This is a genomic window from Methanofollis ethanolicus (assembly GCF_001571385.1).
Taxonomy (GTDB): Archaea; Halobacteriota; Methanomicrobia; order Methanomicrobiales; family Methanofollaceae; genus Methanofollis; species Methanofollis ethanolicus.
On sequence record NZ_BCNW01000001.1, the window covers coordinates 2041572 to 2058546 of the forward strand.

Here is a 16975-nt window from a genome sequence, read left to right on the forward strand (position 1 = left end):
TACCGCAGCCGTTTTTCCTGGCAACCCCCCTCTTCTCTCTACCAGGTCCGAAGATGGGCGCGGTCCATTCCAGAGCCCTATCCTGACAGGAGAAAAGACCGAAAAGATCAGGAGAAAGCCATCGGTCTTCAAAAGGTGGCTCCCGTCACAGGCAGACCGTAAAGATTCTACTATTTATGATTGGCATTCCCATAGAGAGATCATATGACAAGCCTCGCTGTGATCGGAACCGGCAGAGTCGGTGGCGAAGTCGCATTTCTTGCCGCAGCGCAGGGGCTCGTCGACGACCTCATCCTCTGCGACGCCGTCAAGCCCCTCGAACGCGCGCAGGTCCTTGATATCGGACACGCCGCCTTCGACGTCTCTATCGGGACCGACCCCGCCCTCATCAGGGACGCGGACATCTGCGTGTTTACCGCAGGCAGTCCAAGGACCCCCGATGTCAGGACGCGGGCAGACCTCCTCTCCGCCAACCTCCCCGTTCTCGGTGACTGCTGCAGCCACCTCGGTTCCTTCGGCGGCGTGCTCATCACCGTCACCAACCCCATGGACGTGAACAACTACTACCTCAGCCACTGCCTCGACCTCGAACCCTCCCGGTGCATCGGTTTCGGCGGGCAACTCGACAGCGCCCGCTTCGTGTACAGGCTGGCAGACGACGGCGTGCACGCCCCTGACGCCCTTGTCCTCGGCGAACACGGAGAACATCAGGTCCCGGTCTTCTCCCGCCTCGGCGTCCCTGTCCCCGAGGCACAGCGCGACGCGGTGCTCGCTCACCTCAGGGGAGCGAGCATGGAGGTGATCAGGGGGAAGGGCGGCACGGTCTTCGGACCCGCCGCGCATATCGTCAGGTTGGTCGAAGCGGCGCTCGGCAGACGGTCGGACGAGGTGATCCCGTGCTCGTGCATCGTCGACGGCGAATACGACCTCTCCGGCCTTTCCATAGGCCTCCCGGCCAGGATCGGCAGGGAAGGGATCAGGAAGGTCGTCGAATGGGACCTCGACTCATGGGAGAGGCAGAAACTCGACGAAGCGGCATCATTCATCGGGAAACTCTGCGGGGATCTCCATGTCTGAGAAACAGGCGACCCTCTTTGAGGGCGCACAGCCCGGCATCAGGATCGCGATCAACCAGGTGGAGTACACCGTCGCGGGCACCGGCCCGATCGTCCACATCTTCGGCCGCGAACCTGACGGCAGGGCCGTGCACCTCCAGGTGACAGGCGTGCGGCCGTACTTCTATGCGCCTGTCGACGAGGTCGCACAGATGGTGGCAGAAAAGACCCTCCCCTCTCAGGTCACCGCAGTGGACGGCCCCCTCTACCACTCGATCAAGGGCGAGGACCTGAAGCGCCTGTACACCTTCAGGCCGACAGACGTGCGCGACATCCGTGACCTCTACACGCACCACTTCGAGGCCGACATCCCCTTTGCGACGCGCTATATGATCGACGCCGGCCTCACCGGCGGGGCCGAGGCGCCCGCGGAGATCGCCGACCAGACCGAGGTCTCCCCCGCGGAGGTCGAAGCGCCGGCACGCCTCTGCTTCATCGATATCGAGTGCGAGGACGTGCGGGGCTTCCCCGAACCCGGACGGGACGCCATCATCTGCATCACCGCCTGGGACTCCTTTGACGACGAGTACTCCACCTTCCTGTACGCCTCGCCCGGCACCTCTCCCTCCTTTTCCGAGGAATGGACCGCAAAGAACGGGTGCCTCTGGAAGGGGAAGAGCAGGCACACCGTCTGCTCGTACGCCACCGAAGTGGAGATGCTCAAGGCCTTCGTCGCCTATATCAGGGAGAAAGACCCCGACATCCTCTCCGGCTGGAACTTCACCGACTTCGACTTCCCCTACATCACCGGCAGGATGCAGGCCCTCCGTCTCAACCCCGCCGATCTCTCCCGCCTCCCCGGCATGACCGAGAGGGCCGCGGTGCGTGGCCGGGCCCTCTTCGACCTCCTCACCGCCTACAAAAAACTCCAGCCCTCGCAGAAAGAGTCATACCGCCTCGACGCCGTCGCCGAGGATGAAGTCGGCGAGAGGAAGGTGCGCTACACCGGCACGGTCAGCGGCCTCTGGGCCGACGACCCGGAGAAACTCGTCGAGTACAACTGCACAGACGTCGAACTCTGCGTCCGGATCAACGAGAAGAACAACATCGTGGACTTCTACCGCATGATCGCACGCTACGTCGGCGTTCCCCTCGACCGCACCCTCAACTCCTCCAATGTCATCGACATCTACATCCTGAGAAAGGCGCACGGCAAGTTCGTCCTCCCGTCCAAGGGAAACGTCGTCGCCGACGAGTTCGAGGGCGCCACCGTCTTCGAACCCTCCCTCGGCGTGAAGGAGAACGTCGTCGTCCTCGACCTCAAGTCCCTGTACCCGATGGCGATGATGACCATCAACGCCTCGCCCGAGACCAAGGACCCGGCAGGCGAACTCACGGCGCCAAACGGCATCAGGTTCAGGAAGGAACCTGACGGCCTGACCCGGAGCATCCTTGCGGAGTTGATGGCCGAGCGCGACGCCCTGAAGAAGCGCCGAAACGAATACCCGTACGGCTCGCCCGGGTACACCCTCCTCGACCTCCAGCAGGGCGTGATCAAGGTGATCATGAACACCTACTACGGCGTCTCCGGTTACTCCCGGTTCAGGTTGTACGACCGGGAGATCGGCGCCGCGGTCACCTCGGTCGGCCGCGCGATCATCGGGCACACGCGGCAGGTGATCACCGGCATGGGCTACTCCGTGCTGTACGGGGACACAGACTCGTGCATGGTCGAACTTCCGAATGCACCTCTGGAGGAGACGATCGCGATGGCCCGCGCGATCGAGGCGCGCCTCAATGAGAGTTACTCGGTCTTTGCCCGGGAAACCCTCCATGCCGACCGTCACTACTTCTCCATCAAGTTCGAGAAGATCTATGCCCGTTTCTTCCAGGCAGGCAAGAAAAAGCGGTACGCAGGTCACCTGGTCTGGAAGGAGGGAGTCGAGGCCGACAAGATCGACATCGTCGGTTTCGAGATGAGGAGGAGCGATTCGCCCCAGATCACGCGCGAGGTGCAGGAGCAGGTCCTTTCCCTCATCCTGAAGGGGGCCCCGCTTTCCGAGGTGAAGGCCTTCCTCGGCAACGTGATCCGGACGTACCGCCGCGGCGGTTATTCCCTCGACGAGGCCGGGATCCCGGGCGGCATCGGGAAAGCGCTGGAAGATTACGAGACGAAAGACGCGCATATCAGGGGTGCGGTCTACTCGAACACCTATCTCGGCACCGACTTTAAGAGAGGGAGCAAGCCAAAGAGGATCTATATCAGGTCGGTGACGGCGAAGTACCCCCAGACCGACGTGATGGACTTCGAGTACGCCGATCAGGTGCCGCCCGAGTTTGTGGTGGACTGGGAGACGATGCTCGAGAAGACGATCAAGCAACCGATCGAACGGATCATCGAACCCCTGGGATGGACCTGGACGGACGTCGACCCTTCCAGGACAACCCTCTTCGACTTTGCGTGAAGTGCCGACCGCCGGGAATCTGAAGTGCGACCTATAGGCGGTTTACAGTGGGGGTGCGGCGCCATCATGGAAACCAGGGATGGCACGCCCCCACAAAACGAGGGGAGACGGGACGGACACACAATGAAAAGGTTCAGACTTTCAGGGCGGACGATGCCCTGCAACCCACTATAATCGCTTAATTCCGTCTTTTATTCTTTTTGTTGGCTGCGATCTTCTCTTTTGACGTCAGGGGAGCGTTCTTGACCACGGGTTCTGTCTTTTCGGCTCCTGCCGGTGATTTTACATCCGTACTTTCCGTTTTGGGACTCTTACCCTTTGGACTGCTCTGACCTTTCATAATGTGTCCAATGGTGTTGAAGTGTATATATTCTCCTGTCGGATACGTAATCAAGCGCCGAAAAAAGATCTATTTAAAAAAATACGCGACGAGATCCGGATACGCCCCGAACCTTCTTCGGCCAGGCATCGGCCCTGCCCCGAGACGGGATATGTGCAGTGCCGTCTCCTGGAGCAGGAGGAGATTTATCCCGGGATTAGCCCGAACATTTGGTACGGTTCAGATAAATGTCAGTGCTTTTTTCCTTTCTTCATTTTTGCGGCGTATTTGTCCTTGAGCGAGTCGATCTTCTCCTTTGAGAGGGTCTCTTCGGCCTTTGACTTTGCCGGTGATGAGGCGTCCTGACCTTCCGTTGCCTTGTGCCCTTTTGTCTTCTGTTCGCCCTGTTTTTTCATAATGGTAGACTGTGACCTCGGGGCGTATATATTTGCCCGATATTTCGCTGCTTTTTTCATTGGACAGGGCATCGGGTACATCGAGCGCACACCCGGGCCTTCTTTCTGAGTCCGTCCTGACGTTCCCGGCCACCGTCCCGCGGCACACACCCGCCACTTCTGTTCGGAGAGCAGATGCACCGTACCTTTCCGGATGACGCCATCCGCCACAACCCGACGACGAGGCGGGCGGTCACATGACCATTCCCATCGGCCGGTTTTATCCTGCCGGAGGCCCCATCGGAGTGCGGGCACCCCCCTCCATACCCGGATCCTCGGGACCGCAGGGGCCGCGAGGGAGTACCTTTTGTGCGCCAGTCGGCACTCACCTGCCCATTTACCTCATCATGCCCGATCACTCTTTGCGGGTCTCTCGGCCCCTCTTCTGCCCAAAAAATCCTGATTTTTCTTGCGATTAGAGAAAATCCCTCTCTTGTTCATTCCGAAATTCTCAAAACACCTGAGGAAAACCTATGATAGTTACCAGATGACCATAGAAGTCCTGATTATTCTGCTGTACCTCGCCTCGATGCTTGCCATCGGCTTTATTGTCCAGCGCCGGGGAGGCGTCGAGACGTCCAAGGGGTACCTGGTCGCCAACAGAAACGTGGGCCCTGTTCTTATCGGGGGGACACTTTTTGCCACGTTCTGGGGCGGCGGCACCCTCCTCGGGGGTGCCGGTGCGGCCTATGGGGGTCACATGCTTGCCACCATCGCGGACCCGTGGGCCTCGGGCATCACGCTCCTGCTGATGGCGATATTCTTCGTGACGATCCTGCGGAAGATGAAGATCGCGTCCCTCGGTGAGATGTATTACCTGCGGTACGGGTCGAAAGGGGCACTTGTCGCCTCCATCCTCTCCCTTCCCACCCTCATCTTCTGGACCTCGGTGCAGATCCTCGCCATCAGCAAGATCCTCAACGTCCTTGTCGGCATTCCCGGCGTCGAGAGTGCCATCATCGCGGGGCTGATCGTGATTGTCTATACCTACCTCGGGGGCATGCTCGCCGTCATCATCACCGACAATATCCAGATGGTCCTCATCCTGCTCGGTCTCGCCGTCCTCATACCGACAGGGATCACGTACGTCGGCGGCTTCGATGTCATCGCCGCCAACACGCCGACGGACTTCTGGTCGATCCTCCCGAGCGACAACTCCCCGAGCGGGATCGGGTGGACGGTCACCGGTATCATGGCCTGGTTTGCGGCATGGTGCGGCATGGGTCTTGGCAGCCTTGCGTCCCTGGACATCTCACAGCGTGTCTTCTGTGCCCGTGACGACCAGGCCGCACGGCAGGGCCTTCTCCTCGGCACCGGACTGTACTGGGTCGCCGGCCTCGGCCCGATCTTCCTCGGCCTTCTTGGCATCGTGATGATCAACACCGGCATGATCGACAGCGCCATCCTTGCCGAAGACCCCGAACTGATCGTGCCCTTCCTGGCAAAGACCCTCCTCTCCCCCTGGATGATGGCCCTCTTCATCGGTTCCCTGATGGCGGCGATCATGTCAACGGCGAGTTCCGCAATCTTCGCGTCCGCGGCCGTGATCTCGACCAACTTCGTCCACGGTGCGGTCTCCGACCACATCAGGGACGAAAAGGCGGTGCTGCGCTTCACCCGTTTCCTCGTCGTCGCCATCGGTATCTTCTGCATCGGGATCAGTTTCTGTGCGCCCGGCCTCTACGACCTGATGATCTTCGGGTTCACCCTGCTCTTCGCCTGCCTCTTCTGGGCCGTCGTCTGCGGTCTCTTCTGGAAGAGAGCGAACGCACCCGGCGCCATCGCCTCGATGCTTGGCGGCCTTGTCACGACGGTCCTCGGGATCGTCGTCCTCTCGATACAGCAGGGGGCGCCGACTGTTGTCCCGCCCGACAACGAGTGGACGGTCTTCTTCACCTTCGGGCCAACGGTCGTCGCCGGCATCGCCATGTATGTCGTATCCATGCTGACGCAGGAGACGTACCCGCCTGTCCCGCTGAAGGACACGGACGGGAATGTTCTCAAGTGGCCTGACCTGGAGACAGGATCCGGAGGAATAGTAAAAGAACAGGGGCATCCTGCCGTGCTCGCCTCGCCGGTGAGCACCGAGGACGATTGAGGGGGGTTTCCCTCCTTCTTTATCTCTTCTTTTTCTGCCTTACGTCGTCTCGTCCTCCGGACTCTGGTCGAGGAAATAGATGTCGGCCTTCCCGTTCCTGAGGTCAGTCCAGACAATCCGGTCCTCGTATATCGCGGGCCACAGGTGCTCTGCCGCGTCTGTGGTGGGGCGGTATTCGACCCGGGTCCAGATATCGTACCGGACGATATCTTTTCTTCCCTTGCGGGTCTCCATCCAGACGATACTCTCGTCCGAGACCGCCGGCCAGGACTGGGGTATGTCGTCCGCGGTGACCTGCCTCTCTTCGCCGGTCAGGAAGTCGTACATGTAGATGTCGGCGTTCCCGTTCCTCTCGTCTGTCCAGACGACATAGTTCTCATAGATTGCAGGCCCGTACTGCTCGGCCTCCTCGGTGGTGATCTGCCGCTCTTCACCCTTATCGAGGTCGTACATGTAGATGTCGGCGTTCCCGTTCCTCCTGTCTGTCCAGACGATCCGATCCTCGGAGATGTCAGGGCCGTACTGGTCCTCTTCCTCGTCGGTGATCTCTCTCCTCTCCGCCGTTTCGAGATCGTAGAAGAATATGTCGGCATTGCCGTTGCCGAGGTCAGTCCAGACGACCCGGTACCCGTCGATTGCGGGGTCACCCTGCGGTGCGGCGTCATCTGTGACCTGTAACTCTTTCCCGGCCTTGATATTGTAGAGATAGATGTCGGTGTTCCAGTTGTAGTCGTTCCCGTTCCTGCGGTCTGTCCAGACGACCCTGTTCCCCGAGATCGCAGGGTCGAACTGGTCTGCCGTGTCTTTGGTGATCTGCTTCTCCCTCCCTGTCGTGAGGTCATAATAGTATATGTCGGCGTTTCCGTTCTGGTAATCTGTCCAGACGATCCCGTCTCCGTCGATATCAGGGAGGATCTGATACTCTCTATCGTCGGTGATCCTGACCTCGTCGCCGGCGGCGACGGCAGGGGCGACCATCGCGGCGACGAGGAGCAGCACCAGCAGGTGCGGGGCATAGTCTATCGGCATGATCATCTTCTCCTTGGGTGCGTGACGCGGGTCGGGCCTGTGGATCTGCCGGTGCCGGGAACGATGGCACTCTTATTCGGGCATGCGGCAGATACGATATCTTCTTCAGTCCGTCCCCCTCACGGATGATGTGCCCTATTGCAGGAGAGTATTATAAATGTATCTTTATGAAAATTAGTGGATGCCGGGGTCTCCTTGCCCGGTGATCTGCTGTCACTCCTTGAGAGAGAAGAGGACCGACGGCAGGGCTTCTGCCCAGCGGGAGAGCTGACTCCAGTCCCGTGCGTCGCCGGGGACGGCGCCGGCCATCTTCATGATGTCGAGGTCGGCCCTGCTCATCCCCTCGGGCTCGAATTTCCCGGCGAAGAGGCCTTCGACCTGCGGCCTGACATAGATCCTGACCTCGGTCATCGAGGCCGACGCCGACCTCCGGATCATGTCTGTCTCGTCCTTCATCGAGTAGCCGACGGCGAAGACGGCGAGCGGTTTCTCATGCAGTTCGACACTGAACCTCTTGACGAAGTCCACCGCCTCGACGAGCCATTTGCCCATATAGATCGGGCTCCCCGCGACGACCGCCGCATAGGGCGAGAGGTCGGAGACGTCCATCACATTCATGCAGTCAACGGTATAGCCCGCCTTTTCGAGTGTCCGCGCCACCGAATCGGCGATCTCCCGGGTCGAGCCGTACCGGCTCGCATAGGCTACAAGGATCTTCGTGTTCATGGTCTCCTCTATCATATTTCCCCCCTCTCCTGATGTCTCTTTTCCAGGTTGGCCTTCTCCGCCACATGGACCTCTGCCATCTGGTGGGGGTGGTAGCGGAGTTTTGCCTCTCGCAGGCCCGGCACGCCGACGTCTGACTCGCGGTTGATGTAGGTATGGTCCGTGGCAAGCACGTGGGCTGCCTCCTGGTTCACGGCCTTGTACACCCCTTCGCAGTCTGGCAGCCCTTTCTCGAAGTGGATGAGGCCCGTGTCGAGGTTGAGGGCGTCGTAGACAGAGATGGCGGCGATCGCCCCGTTCACCCGGATCATCAGGCCGGCGAGGCCGAGGGCGGAGAAGTGGTCCATGGCATAGAGGACTGCCTCCTTCTCCTCGGCCAGCACCGGCGACTCGTCGCAGTGCCGCCACGCACACCATTTTTTCAGGAACTCCCGCACCTCGCCGAGGTTCTCCGGGCCCATCTCGTCGACGACAGGTTCGCAGTTCCGCCTGAACCGGTTGAGGTGGCCGCGGATGGTGAGGTACTTCTTTCCCGGCAAATCGTCGAGGTCTGAGGCGAGGTAGACATAGTCGGCGAAGTCCCGGTCAGACCTGAAAGGGAGACCGGGATAGAGTGCCTTCACCCAGGCCAGGGTCTCCTCATCGAAGACATAATAGGGGGCGGCACAGCCCTCCCTGACGGCGAGGTCGAGGACGTCCTCCAGGGCCGCGGGGCCACGCGGGCCGATCGGCCCCCTGAAGGTCTTCTCCTCTTCGATCACACTCATGATCACGACGCCGTCCCCGACACGGGCATAGGCGTAGTGGGCATAGTGGTTCCAGCACATCATGGTCACGAAACTCATGTCCGAGTGCTGCTGCGGGTACCTCGCATAGAGATCGAGGAAGAAGGCCCTGTCCTCCAGGGCCAGAGGTGTGAAGTCATCGAGTGTGAGCATGGTTCTCTCCGAGGAGCATCGGCACGTGTCCCTTCATCGGGGCGAAGCCGTGCCTTTCATAGAAAGGTATGGTCCCTGGCTGTGCGACAAGGCCGATCCAGGAGATCCCCTTCTCCCTGCAGAAGGAAACAAGTCTTTCGACGATGGCGTCGCCGATCCCCCGGCGCCTGTATGCGGGGAGGACGACGATGTCCTGGAGATAGGCATCCGAGCACCCATCAGAGATCGCCCGGCCCATGCCGACGGTGCGGTCGCCGTCCGTGGCGACGACAAAGCAGAAACTCCCGGCGATGAGGGGGGCGATGCCGTCGAGCGACCACTCCTCCTGCCACCACCTGCCGGCACGGTACAGGTCGACGATCTCACCGGCGTCCCAGGCGGCGACGACATGGAGGGCGATATCGGGGTCCATGGAGAGGACTGGTCGCCATCCTATAAAGACACAACGAAAAAGATGTGGGTCAGGACCGCCCGGCCTCGCGGCCGAGGGCGAAGGCCTTGAGGTTGAGGTCCAGGAACTTCTGCGGGACGAGGCGCCGGACCGCCTCCTCCAGGCTCTCCACCTTGAGGGGGAGGTGGGGGGCGGCGGCGCCGAGCATGACGACGTTCTGGACGATGAGGTTGCCCGCCTCCGCGGCGAGGCCCGCGGCGTCGACGATGGTCGTCGGGTGGCCTTCGAGGGCGGCGACGAGGTCGTCGCGTGCGGGCATCGGGAGTTTCTGCATGAAGACCGAGGTCGGGACGACGGTGTGGTCGTTCGCGATGATCCTGCCCTCGGGCTTGAGGTAGTGGCGGTACCGCACCGCTTCCATGAGGTCGAGGGCGATCATCAGGTCGGCCCCGCCCGGCGAGATCAGGGGGCCGAAAGTGCCCCCGATACGCACGTGGCTCTCGACGGAACCGCCGCGCTGGGCCATGCCGTGGGTCTCGACGCCCTTGATCGGGACGCCTTCGATGAGGCAGGCCTCGCCGATGATGTTCGAGGCGAGGATCGTGCCCTGCCCGCCGATACCGACGATCAGAAGGTCGTAACTGCTCATTTTCTCCCCTCCTTCACGATGGCCCCGGCAGGACAGATCTCGGCGCAGACCCCGCAGCCTGAGCAGAGTTCGTTGATCTCGGCCTTCCCGTCCGCATCTTTCCCAATGGCCGGACAGCCGAAGCGGAGGCAGGCGCCGCAGGCGGTGCAGGTCTCAGGGTCGACCCTGTAGTGCGCCCGCCGCACGCCGGCACGCCGCGCCGTGATCACGCAGGCCTGCCTGGCGATGATCACCTTCGTGCCCGCACGGGCCTTTGCCGCCTTCAGTGCTTCGAGGGTGGCGGTCAGGTCGTACGGGTCGATGGTCTCGACAAAGGACGCCCCGCAGGCCCGGCAGATCGCTTCGAGGGATATGGGGACGCTTGCCTCGCCCATCGCGGTCTCTCCGGTGTTGGGGTTTGGCTGGTGGCCGGTCATGGCGGTGATCCTGTTGTCCAGGATAACGAGGGTCATGTCCGCACCGTTGTAGACGGCGTTGAGGAGGCCCTGGATGCCGGTGTGGAGGAAGGTCGAGTCGCCGATGGTGGCAACGACCGGCCTCTTCTCGCCCGAGTTTGCGATGCCGCTCCCGATCGTCACCGAGGCGCCCATGCAGATGGTGGTGTCCACGGTGCCGAGCTGGAGGCCGAGGGTGTAGCAGCCGATGTCAGAGGGGAAGATCCCGTCGGGGAAGACCCTCTTCATCGCGTAGAACGTCGCCCGATGTCCGCACCCGGCGCAGAGGATGGGGGGACGCGGCGGGAGGCCCCCGGCGGGGACGGGGATCGGGAAGGGGTTCTCCGTCAGGATGCCGGCCTTCACCATCGAGGCGGCGACGGCCGCGGGGGAGAGTTCGCCCTCTTTCTGGACGAAGCCGTTCATCTGGCCGAAGACCTCGACGCCGCAGGCGAGTTGCCTGAGACGTTCCTCGACGATCGGCGCACCTTCCTCGACGACGAGCACTTTCTTATGCTGCTGGACGAATGCCTCCATCCATGCGCCGTCGATGGGGAAGCACCCGACCTTCATGAAGGAGACGCCCTCGGGGATGACCTCCTGCACGTACGAGGCGGCGATGCCGCTCGCGACGACGGCGGTCTCGCCCCGCAGCTCCGCGGTATTGTAGCCGAGGTCCATGACGGCCTTCCTGACCATGGGCTGTTTCTCGTTCAGCTTCTTGTGGAGGACTCTGGTGTGGGCCGGGATGACCACGTACTGCTTCGGGTCCTTCTCGAAGACGCCGGTCCGGTGCTCCTCCGAGACCTCGCCGAGGTCGACGTCGCCCTTGGAGTGGCAGATGCGGGTGGTGGGGCGGAAGAGGACGGGGAGGCCGACCTGCTCGGAGAGGGCGAAGGCGTCCTTCATCATGTCGTGCGCCTCCTGCACGCTCGACGGGTTCATGCAGGGGAGTCTGGCGAAGTGGGCGTACCTCCTCGTGTCCTGTTCATTCTGGGAGGAGTGGGCATAGGGGTCGTCGGCGGAGAGGACGACGAAACCGCCTTTCGCCCCGGTGTACGCACTCGTCAGCAGGGGGTCGGCGGCGACGTTGAGGCCGACGTGCTTCATCGTGACCATCGACCGCTGGCCGCACCAGGAGGCGGCGAGGGCATTCTCGAACGCGACCTTCTCGTTCACCGACCACTCGATATAGAACTCACGCTTTTTCTGCGCCCGCAGGGTGTCGATCACCTCGGACGATGGGGTTCCTGGATAGCCGCTCGCGAAGTCGAGGCCTGCCTCGATGCAGGCGTGCGCGATGGCTTCGTTTCCAAGGAGGTATTGTTTAGCCATGGATCTCGTCCCAGTGCTATTACTCCTGCGTGTTCTTTAATGATGTCGTTCTCGGGCGGCCCTGGAGCGGGGTTCTGGCGCAACCTTTAAATCGGAGGTGGTACAACATTTACAGGCACTAATACGAGTGTATTAGGGCCCGTAGCATAGTCGGTGGTGCACCCGGCTGATAACCGGGAGGTCATGAGTTCGAGCCTCATCGGGCCCACTTCCTTTTTGTGTGATTATAAGAATTGTGAGTTCTCGTTCTGTTTTTGCCGTCATGAAAAATTTCTGACAGACATTTGTGTGCTTCCTCTGAGATTGTAGTGTCCAATTTTTTTTCTTCCATTCGTAGATAGTTTCTTTCGCCATTTTTCTTTTCCCCCAATTTTTTTTCTCTTCGGTTGTTCACACAGTCGCAGATCGCACTGACATCTCATTGCGTGAAGGGATGATAAAGAGGGGGTAACAAAAGTGCGGCTGGTGGCCGGTGCGATCACACATCGAAAGAGCGGCGACGAACAAATCGAAAGCGATATTGTCGGATCTAAACACTCTATTGGTGGCATTATCGATTCAGCATAATCTGGTGATGATTCAATGGATATCGAGGATTGGATTGTTGTAATAGGCTTATTTATGGGGCTACCACTTGCTGTTGGGTTATATGGAAAATATCGTCGTAAATGGGAAATAGATGATACAATTCGATATGCCGCCGTAACGATGATGGATTGTCTCCTTATAATTCTGACCTATATCTGTCTCTTTGAGGAAACGATCCCTCAAGATGTAGTAAATAAATACACAATATTAAGTATAAATTTCGCAATTGGAGCGCTTATAACAACTTATTATGCACAAATAAGTCAGAAGCGAACAGTAACTGATCTTCACCACGATATAGATAAAGTCTGCGACAATACTCGCGATATTATGCAGGATGACCTCGATATTATGCGGGGCATCCTAAACCTCACCACACACATAAAGCAGTTAGAGGAGTCACAACAGGCATTGGCAGACCAGATCCAGTCACTGAAGGACAGTATCCCCCAAGCCAAACCCTCAGATGAGCCACACGATGATGAAGATCTAACAGGCAGTCTCACAGACAAAAGGGATTATTAAAAGAGACAGAAAAAAATAGTAAAAATTAAAATTACCTCTCTCTGAAATTACAGGTAGTGAGATCTGAGTATCATGCCTAGTGGAGTTGAGGAGATCCTTAAAAAAATAGACTTCGTCCTTAATGAATGTCGGAAATATGACTCTCGGGGTTTCTTTAGCCAAGCGGAAAATAGGCACGTGGAAATATTCGCTCTTCTTAATTCGACTATAGATCAATTTGCTCCCAATAACTCTAGTTATTCTAACATCAAAGCACAGATCTTAAAATCAGGCGTTCCTTTTTCCATTTCAATGGATCTATATCTTATAAACTAACAACTCATAGAAGTTTTGAAAGCCTTACGTTTAGCGTATAGAAATAATCTTCTAACGTCTGTGCAAGAATTAATTCATGCTGATCTTTTTGACGATTTCCTTGAAATGAGCAAATATCTACTAAGTGAAGGCTATAAGGATGCTGCCGCTGTCACAGTTGGCGGGGTTCTGGAAGGCCATTTGAGGAAACTATGTTTGAAACACGGCATTGAGGTAGCGAAGAGTGACGGTAAACCAGTAAAAGCGGCTCAAATGAATTCTGATCTCTATACCACAAAAGTTTACAATAATGGGGATAATAAGAGTGTTACTGCTTGGCTAGATCTAAGAAATAATGCAGCACACGGAAAATACAATGAGTATACTCAGGAACAGGTAGAACTGATGCTTATGAGTGTCCGTGATTTCATTAATCGCTATCCTGCCTGATTATAACGGCAGTACGATGGCCCCGCAGTCGAAAGCTGTGGTGGGATTAATAATTCTAGGGCTCTGTTGAAAACCTTTTTTTGGTGTGCCTGCACCGGGGGACTACGCCCCCAGACCCCCGTTCAAGATTGGCAGGGATACGGCAATCTCCTTCATCTGGTCCCGTTTGCTCTTCCCAGAGCTAATCCTAATTGCGGGGGTCCGGGGGCAACGAGAAGACCGAAGGTCTTCGAGGTAGTCCCCCGGCGATCAGTATGGGGAACCATTGCGTTTTTGCCAGACCTCACGAGATGGTGACGCACAGATCCATTGCGAACACATGAGGGACCCCGTACTCTCCTCACCCCTTCCCCGCCCTCCTGATCGCCCTCTTATAGAACAGCGGATGGACGAAGAAAAAGACCGTCACGGCGATGTACACGGCGACCGCCACCAGGGGCACGAAGAGGGCGAGCAGCACGCCGACGCCGCAGGAGACGACGCCCGACCGCCGCCGTCGCACCATCTCCCTGAGGTTCTCTTCGGCGAGACCGTCGACGAGCAATTCCGGGCGCCAGGCGAGGTAACGCATGATCGCGCTCAGTATCACCGAGGCGACGAAGAGGTCCAGCCCGTACAGGAACACGGCGAGATGCGAACCAGCCCCGGTGAGGTGCCCGGCCATCATGCTCGTCGTGAAAGGCAGCAGGGAGACGAAGAAGAGCATCAGGAGGGTCAGGCGGAAGGTGACCTCGTCCTCCTCTTCGGTCAACTGCGTGATGGACGAGTGCGTCATCCAGATCCCGCCGATGAAGACGAAACTGACGACATAGGCGAGAAAATCCGGCCACTCTGCCAGGAGCGCCAGGAAGAGGTCGTCGGCCCCCTCGGGAACAGGCAGTTCGAGGACGAGCAGGGTGATGACGATCGCGAACACCCCGTCGGCAAAGGCGTTCAACCTGTCCGGCGGGAGAAAGTCGGGGAGGCGGCTCAGGTCGGACCCCTCATCATCCCCGCTGCCAGCCGCCACCCTTCACCTCCACGCCGTCCGATGGAACGGGGAGGTGAAAAGAGTTTGCCCGCTCAAACTCACAGCGTCTCAAGCCCGTACATGTAGGGCCTGAGCACCTCGGGGATCACGACAGAACCGTCCTCCTGCTGGTAGTTCTCCAGGATCGCCCTGATCGCCCGCGAGGTGGCGATCGCGGTGCTGTTGAGGGTGTGAACGAACTCCTTCTCCTTGAAGTCTGTCGGGCTGCGCATCCTGATATTCAGCCTCGTCGCCTGGTACGAAGTGCAGTTCGAGCAGGAGACCGCCTCGCGGTACATGTTCTCGCGCGGCATCCAGACCTCGATATCGTACTTCTTCGCTGCCACCGTGCCGATATCGCCGGTGCAGATGTTGACCACATGGTACGGGAGGCCGAGGCCCTGGAAGACCGCCTCGGCATTTGCCAGCAGTTCCTCGTGGAAAGTCCAGGAGTCTTCGGGCCTGCAGAAGACGAACTGCTCGATCTTGTTGAACTGGTGGACGCGGAAAAGCCCCTTCGTGTCGATGCCGTGGGACCCGATCTCGCGCCTGAAGCACGGACTTATCCCGGCGAACTTGATCGGTAGGGCGTTTGCCTCGAAGATCTCGTCCTTGAACATCGCCGCCATCGGGTGCTCGGCGGTCGCGATGAGAAACGCGTCCTCGCCGTCGATCTTGTACATCACGTTCTCGAAGTCGGCAAGGTCGGTGACGCCCTCGTATGCCGCCCTGTTCATCATGTACGGCGGGGATATGGGGGTGTAGCCGCGCTCCACCAGCAGGTCGAGGGCATAGCGCTGGAGGGCCATATCGAGGAGGACAAGCCTCCCCTTCAGGTAGTAGAAACCCGCGCCGGCGACCTTCGTGGCGCGCTCGAAGTCGGCCCAGTCGTGCTCCACCGCCAGTTCGCCGTGGTTCTTCAGTTCGAAGGCCGGAACCTTCGGCTCGCCCCACCTCTTCACCTCGACATTCTCCGTGTCGTCCTTGCCCACGGGCACGCTCTCATGGAGGATGTTGGGGATGCGCATCTGGTAGAAGTGGACTCTCTCCCTGATCTCCTCAAGCTCGGCCTCGGCACCCTTGATCTCGCCGGGAATGGCCGCCGCTTCGTCGAGGAGAGCGGCGGCGTCCCCGCCCGCCTTTCTGGTCGCGTTGATCTCGCGGCCGATCACGTTGCGCCGGTTCCTCAGCCTGTCGACCTCGATCTGGAGTTCCCTGCTCCTTCTGTCCTTCTCCAGCAGGTCGTCTATCCAGGCCATTTTCTCGGTGTCCCCCCTCTTCTCCAGGTCTGCCCTGACGATCTCGGGGTGGACGCGAATGAACTTCAATTCAAGCATGTATTTTCCACCATCTCTCGTCTGTTGCGGCGTCGATCAGGGCCGGAGATCCGGCCCTGTACCGTAACGATCAATCCCTGAGATATTAGTCCTCATCTACAATATTATCTGCTGTGGTGCAGATGGCTGCACAATCGATGATATTCTTTTCAAATCAGGCTGCGGGAGTCCATCGACATGGTGAGGGAAAAATGTGGAGGTGTCATAATGAGTTTACGTCTGAAGAGGGGTACGGACCGTGGTGGCGGCACCGGGCATACCCGAGCATACGAAGGCGTCGGATATGGAAGGTATCATTGCTTCATGTCCTCCGGACGGCGAATAATCTGTTATGAAGAAGGTGGCGCTGCGGAGAGCATGTCTTCACCTCTTATATGATGTGAGAGAGACTCCATAGTATGGATAAGGTCCCGGTTCTCATCCTTGTCGCCGGTGTGGTCATCGGCCTCGTTCTCGCCGTCGCCGAGAACATCTTCATGGGGGTCTCGATCTTCGTCGTCCTCCTGACAGTTGCGATGTGCCTGCAGATCATGACCGAGACGAAGAACCTCCCTGCAGTCACCTGCCAGCTCTCCGACGATGCAAAGTCGGTCGTGGTCGTCAACGGCGGCAACGCCCCGGCAGAGGCGATCCATATCGCCCTCGTCCCCATGAACCTTGAGTTCGACGTGACAGGCCTCGGCGTCGACGCGGAGTACGCCTATGCCCTGCCCGCGATGGCCGAAGAAATAAAGGCTGTCGTCACCTACAAAAACAACGAAGGCCGGGAGTTCGGCCGTTCGTTCAAGCTCTCATCCCTGGAGGAGAACGACCCCCTCAGGCCGGCTTTCCCGATGTTCTCCTGGAAGTAAGAAAAAATATGCGGCGGCGACCGTCGC

General features: G+C 59.1%; 15 protein-coding genes and 1 tRNA gene. 7 read left to right on the forward strand and 9 right to left on the reverse strand.

From position 1 onward, the window contains the following. The first annotated feature begins 204 nt into the window (after positions 1-204). Together MEFOE_RS09905 and MEFOE_RS09910 are read left to right on the forward strand one after the other, a co-directional pair. A complete protein-coding gene (locus MEFOE_RS09905) occupies positions 205-1077 on the forward strand; it encodes a malate dehydrogenase (RefSeq protein WP_067051639.1) in 873 nt (290 codons plus the stop codon). Further along, entirely contained in the window at positions 1070-3520 is a 2451-nt protein-coding gene (locus tag MEFOE_RS09910; RefSeq protein ID WP_067051641.1) for a DNA-directed DNA polymerase, read from the forward strand. The genes MEFOE_RS09905 and MEFOE_RS09910 overlap by 8 nt, the downstream gene beginning before the upstream one ends. Before the next feature lie 570 nt (positions 3521-4090). On the opposite strand, the gene MEFOE_RS14065 is transcribed toward MEFOE_RS09910, so the two are convergent. Continuing rightward, positions 4091-4336, reverse strand: a complete 246-nt coding sequence (locus tag MEFOE_RS14065) for a hypothetical protein (protein ID WP_160329533.1) — start codon at positions 4334-4336, stop codon at positions 4091-4093. Between the two features lie 445 nt (positions 4337-4781). Between MEFOE_RS14065 and MEFOE_RS09915 the strand changes: the two genes are divergently transcribed. Then, positions 4782-6392: a sodium:solute symporter family transporter gene (locus MEFOE_RS09915; RefSeq protein ID WP_153015939.1), complete on the forward strand. Its 1611-nt coding sequence runs from the start codon at positions 4782-4784 to the stop codon at positions 6390-6392. Between the two features lie 39 nt (positions 6393-6431). Here MEFOE_RS09915 and MEFOE_RS09920 read toward each other — a convergent pair whose 3' ends face one another. The 6 genes from MEFOE_RS09920 to iorA all read right to left on the reverse strand — a co-directional run bounded on the left by MEFOE_RS09920 (position 6432) and on the right by iorA (position 11894). Continuing rightward, entirely contained in the window at positions 6432-7421 is a 990-nt protein-coding gene (locus MEFOE_RS09920) for a hypothetical protein (RefSeq protein ID WP_067051645.1), read from the reverse strand. 213 nt (positions 7422-7634) lie between these two features. Then, the gene (locus MEFOE_RS09925; RefSeq protein ID WP_067051647.1) at positions 7635-8162 is read right to left on the reverse strand and encodes a flavodoxin domain-containing protein; all 528 of its coding nucleotides are present in this window, start codon (positions 8160-8162) and stop codon (positions 7635-7637) included. Further along, entirely contained in the window at positions 8159-9085 is a 927-nt protein-coding gene (locus MEFOE_RS09930; RefSeq protein WP_067051650.1) for a DUF2156 domain-containing protein, read from the reverse strand. The genes MEFOE_RS09925 and MEFOE_RS09930 overlap by 4 nt, the downstream gene beginning before the upstream one ends. After that, positions 9069-9497 carry a GNAT family N-acetyltransferase gene (locus MEFOE_RS09935; RefSeq protein WP_067051652.1) on the reverse strand — a complete coding sequence of 143 codons (429 nt, stop codon included), beginning with the start codon at positions 9495-9497 and terminating at the stop codon, positions 9069-9071. Before MEFOE_RS09935 ends, MEFOE_RS09930 begins: the two co-directional genes overlap by 17 nt. A 49-nt stretch (positions 9498-9546) precedes the next feature. Continuing rightward, complete coding sequence (locus MEFOE_RS09940; RefSeq protein ID WP_067051654.1) at positions 9547-10125, reverse strand: indolepyruvate oxidoreductase subunit beta; 579 nt, start codon at positions 10123-10125, stop codon at positions 9547-9549. Next, the gene (gene iorA, locus MEFOE_RS09945; protein ID WP_067051657.1) at positions 10122-11894 is read right to left on the reverse strand and encodes an indolepyruvate ferredoxin oxidoreductase subunit alpha; all 1773 of its coding nucleotides are present in this window, start codon (positions 11892-11894) and stop codon (positions 10122-10124) included. Before iorA ends, MEFOE_RS09940 begins: the two co-directional genes overlap by 4 nt. Before the next feature lie 135 nt (positions 11895-12029). Between iorA and MEFOE_RS09950 the strand changes: the two genes are divergently transcribed. The 3 genes from MEFOE_RS09950 to MEFOE_RS09960 all read left to right on the forward strand — a co-directional run bounded on the left by MEFOE_RS09950 (position 12030) and on the right by MEFOE_RS09960 (position 13751). Then, positions 12030-12102, forward strand: a tRNA-Ile gene (locus MEFOE_RS09950). A gap of 374 nt (positions 12103-12476) precedes the next feature. Continuing rightward, complete coding sequence (locus MEFOE_RS09955; RefSeq protein ID WP_067051659.1) at positions 12477-13007, forward strand: hypothetical protein; 531 nt, start codon at positions 12477-12479, stop codon at positions 13005-13007. Between the two features lie 375 nt (positions 13008-13382). Then, positions 13383-13751 (forward strand): hypothetical protein, encoded by a 369-nt coding sequence (locus MEFOE_RS09960; RefSeq protein WP_235809607.1) that lies wholly within the window; start codon positions 13383-13385, stop codon positions 13749-13751. A gap of 340 nt (positions 13752-14091) precedes the next feature. Here the strand turns inward: MEFOE_RS09960 and MEFOE_RS09965 are convergent, their stop codons facing one another. Both MEFOE_RS09965 and serS read right to left on the reverse strand, forming a co-directional pair. Then, complete coding sequence (locus MEFOE_RS09965; RefSeq protein WP_067051663.1) at positions 14092-14760, reverse strand: TMEM175 family protein; 669 nt, start codon at positions 14758-14760, stop codon at positions 14092-14094. A gap of 59 nt (positions 14761-14819) precedes the next feature. Then, on the reverse strand, positions 14820-16097 hold the full coding sequence (gene serS / locus MEFOE_RS09970; RefSeq protein ID WP_067051665.1) for a serine--tRNA ligase: 1278 nt from the start codon (positions 16095-16097) through the stop codon (positions 14820-14822). A gap of 398 nt (positions 16098-16495) precedes the next feature. Between serS and MEFOE_RS09975 the strand changes: the two genes are divergently transcribed. After that, positions 16496-16948, forward strand: a complete 453-nt coding sequence (locus MEFOE_RS09975; protein ID WP_067051667.1) for a hypothetical protein — start codon at positions 16496-16498, stop codon at positions 16946-16948. Positions 16949-16975: the final 27 nt, after the last annotated feature.